The organism is Luteococcus sp. (assembly GCF_043424415.1).
Classification (GTDB): domain Bacteria; phylum Actinomycetota; class Actinomycetes; order Propionibacteriales; family Propionibacteriaceae; genus Luteococcus.
Window position 1 is genome coordinate 1 of sequence record NZ_JBHWOO010000166.1, and the last position, 3,495, is coordinate 3,495.

General features: G+C 69.2%; 5 protein-coding genes. All 5 read left to right on the forward strand.

Annotation, left to right across the window (positions count from 1 at the left end; all coding sequences use genetic code 11):
- A partial coding sequence (locus tag ACHFFZ_RS09990) for a PRD domain-containing protein (protein ID WP_394276478.1) occupies positions 1-384 on the forward strand: 384 nt, incomplete at its 5' end.
- Entirely contained in the window at positions 377-1,189 is an 813-nt protein-coding gene (locus ACHFFZ_RS09995) for a Cof-type HAD-IIB family hydrolase (protein WP_394276479.1), read from the forward strand. The genes ACHFFZ_RS09990 and ACHFFZ_RS09995, both read left to right, overlap by 8 nt.
- A 48-nt stretch (positions 1,190-1,237) precedes the next feature.
- Positions 1,238-2,218 (forward strand): aldo/keto reductase, encoded by a 981-nt coding sequence (locus ACHFFZ_RS10000; protein WP_394276480.1) that lies wholly within the window; start codon positions 1,238-1,240, stop codon positions 2,216-2,218.
- A 97-nt stretch (positions 2,219-2,315) separates the two neighbouring features.
- Complete coding sequence (locus tag ACHFFZ_RS10005; protein WP_394276481.1) at positions 2,316-2,885, forward strand: HutD family protein; 570 nt, start codon at positions 2,316-2,318, stop codon at positions 2,883-2,885.
- 10 nt (positions 2,886-2,895) lie between these two features.
- Positions 2,896-3,495, forward strand: a 600-nt coding sequence (locus ACHFFZ_RS10010; protein ID WP_394276482.1) for an FMN-binding negative transcriptional regulator, incomplete at its 3' end; no start/stop codon positions are given.

The window sequence follows — 3,495 nt, forward strand, 5'->3', positions numbered from 1 at the left end:
TTCAACGGTGGAGACCTGTCGAAGACCTACCAGATGACCGGCGTCTTCAACCAGGTCTTCGACATCATCGAGTCGGCCATGGATGCCCCGCTGGACCGCAACTCGGTCAACAGCGCCCGCTTCATCACCCACCTGCGCTACCTCTTCGTGCGCGCCCATGCCGGCGAGCAGCTGCACGACGACCTCGCCCCACTGAGCGCCAGCATCGAACAGACCTATCCCGACGCCGCCCGCTCCGCCCGCCGCGTCGCCGAGATCCTGGAACTGCGACTCGGCGCGCCGGTGACCCACAGCGAGACCACCTACCTGGCCATGCACATCGCACGCCTCGCCTCCGCCCAACGCCCCGGCGGCTCGTCCTTGCCCGAGGAGAACCATGACTGAACCCAAGATCCTGCTGCTCGACGCCGACGGCACCTTGGTGCGCCATGACACCTCACTGCCCGCGAGCGCCGCCGAGGCGGTGCGGGCCGCCCGGGCCCGGGGCCATGAGGTCTTCATCTGCACCGGCCGGGCCAGGGCAGAGGTCTACGAGCACCTGTGGGAGCTGGGCCTGGACGGCATGATCGGCGGCAACGGCTCCTACATCGAGCACCGCGGCGAGGTGGTGCACCACCAGGTGCTCGACGTCGACGTGGTGGAACAGGCCGTCGCCTGGCTGCACGGCAAGGGCCTGGCCTTCTACCTGGAGTGCAATTCCGGGCTCTTCGGCAGCCAGGACCTGCCGGAACAGGCCGCCGAGCGGCTCGGCAAGACCCCCGACTTCGTCCGCAGCATCTTCCCCGAGATGGTCCACGACACCTCCCGCGGCCACGACGACGTCAACAAGATCAGCTTCGTGTTGCCGCGCGGCATGGAGCTCGACGAGCTGCACCGGCTCTTCGACGGCCGCGCCCGCATCGGCTCCTGGACCGCCGCCGGGGTCGAGGACGAGTTCGGCGAGATCGGCCAGCTGGGCGTCGACAAGGCCAAGGGGGTCCGGATCCTGGCCGAGCGGCTGGGCCGCGAGACCTCCGACCTGATCGGCTTCGGCGACGCCCGCAGCGACATCCCGCTGCTGCAGGCCTGCGGCACCGGCGTCGCCATGGGCCAGGCCCCCGACGAGCTCAAGGCACTGGCCGACCTGGTGACCGACCACGTCGACCACGACGGCCTGGCCAAGGCCTTCCAGGAGCTCGGGCTCGTCTGACCCCCCACCCACGAACCACCCAATCCCCACCCCAGAAGGAGAAGGACAATGGAGTACACCAAGCTTGGCCGAAGCGGCCTGGAGGTCTCGCGCCTGTGCCTGGGCACGATGGGCTTCGGCACGCCCGGCGAATGGATCCACGACTGGGTCATCGACGAGCAGGCCAGCCGCGAGGTGGTCAAGACGGCGCTGGATGCCGGGATCAACTTCTTCGACACCGCCGACGTCTACTCCCAGGGCGGCAGCGAGCGCATCCTCGGCAAGCACCTGAAGGACATGGCCAGGCGCGACGAGATCGTCCTGGCCACCAAGGTGAACGGCCGGATGCACGAAGGCCCCAATGGCGAGGGCCTGTCGCGCAAGCACATCATGAGCGCCATCGACGCCAGCCTGGAGCGCCTGGGCACCGACTACGTCGACCTCTACATCATCCACCGCTGGGACTACACCACCCCGATCGAGGAGACGATGGAGGCGCTCAACGACGTGGTGCGCTCCGGCAAGGCGCGCTACATCGGCGCCTCGGCGATGTTCGCCTCGCAGTTCCTGGAGGCCCTGCACGTCAGCGAGAAGCACGGCTGGTCAAAGTTCATCAGCATGCAGGACCATTACAACCTGCTCTACCGCGAGGAGGAGCGCGAGATGCTTCCGCTGTGCCGGGCCAAGGGCATCGGCGTCACCCCCTACTCGCCGCTGGCCGCGGGCCGTCTGGCCCGTGACTGGGACTCCACCTCGGAGCGCGCCAAGAGCGACTTCGTCGCCCGCCAGAAGTACGACGCCACCGAGCAGACCGACCGCAGGATCGTCGACGCGGTGGGCCAGGTGGCCGAGGCTCACGGCGTGCCGCGCGCCCAGGTGGCGCTGGCCTGGCTGCTGGCGCAGGAGCCGGTGGCCTCGCCACTGATCGGCGCCACCAGGACCAGCCACATCACCTCGGCCCTGCCCGCCCTCGAACTGGAGCTCAGCGACGACGACAAGGCCCTGCTCGAGGAGCACTACGTGCCGCACGCGGTGGTCGGCGCCGCCTGAGGCTGTGATGGAGTGTGTGTCCCAGCCCTCGACGTCAAGGGCTGCGACACACGCTCCACGGCCCCATGGGCCGGTTCGACCCGTGAGGAGACCTCCCGTGCGCATCCTTCGTTCCAGCGACCACACCAAGATGCCCTGGCGCAATGGCGGCGGCACCACATTGGAGGTGGCGCGATTTCCTGCCACCGCTGGGATGGACGACTTCGACTGGCGGATGAGCTTCGCCCGGGTCGACCAGGGCGGGCCGTTCTCCGCCTTCCCCGGCATCGACCGGGTGATCCTGCTGCTGCGCGGCGGACGGATGGTGCTCACCGCACACGGCACCGACGGCGACGAGGTGCTCGACCTGGGCTGCTTCGAGCCCTGGGCCTTCGCCGGGGAAGTGCCGGTGACCAGCCAGATCACCGAGCCGAGCCTGGACTGCAACGTGATGACCCACCGTGGGGTGCTCACCAGCCAGGTCGAGGTGCGCCACCTGGACGGTGAACTCCGCCTCGGTCCGGCGGCGGGGCGGCGCATGGTCGTCGTCCTCGACGGCCACCCCACCGTCGCTGGCGAACAACTGGGCGCACTCGACGTCGCCGACCTCGACCAGGACCACGGACCCGTGCACCTGGCCGGCAGCGGCGCCGTGCTCGCCGACGTCGTCCTCACCCCCGCCGACTAGGCTCGATGCCATGTACGTCGCCGACCACTTCCGCCTTCCCGACGAGCACGTGCGGCTGCTGCTGCGCACCGCCCGGGCGGGGAACCTGGTGACGGTGCACGAGGACGGGCCGGATGCGACGCTGGCGCCCTTCTTCCTCGACGAGCAGCGCAACCGGCTGGTGACGCACCTGGTGCGCAACAACCCGCAGGCGCTGCGTCCGACGACCGGTCCGGCGATGGTGGTGCTGGATGTGGCCGACGCCTATGTCTCACCTCGCTGGTATGCGACCCATGACGCGCTTCCGACCGTGCCCACCTGGGACTACATCACCATCCACGTCTGGGGCCGGTTGCACCTCGACACCAGCCCCGAGGCGTCGCTGCGGGCAGCCCGCACCCTCACCGACCACTTCGAGGCTGACGTCCTCGACGAGGTCGGCGAGCAGAAGCTGGCGCGGATGGCCAAGGCGATCGTAGCCGTCGAGGTGGAGGTGGAGCGCGTCGAGGCGAAGGCGAAGATGAGCCAGAACAGGCATCCCGACGACATTCGGTCCCTGGCCGAAGCCCTGGAGACCCAGGGCGAGCAGGCCTTGGTGGACTACCTGCGCACCGTCAGCCTGCCGCACGCC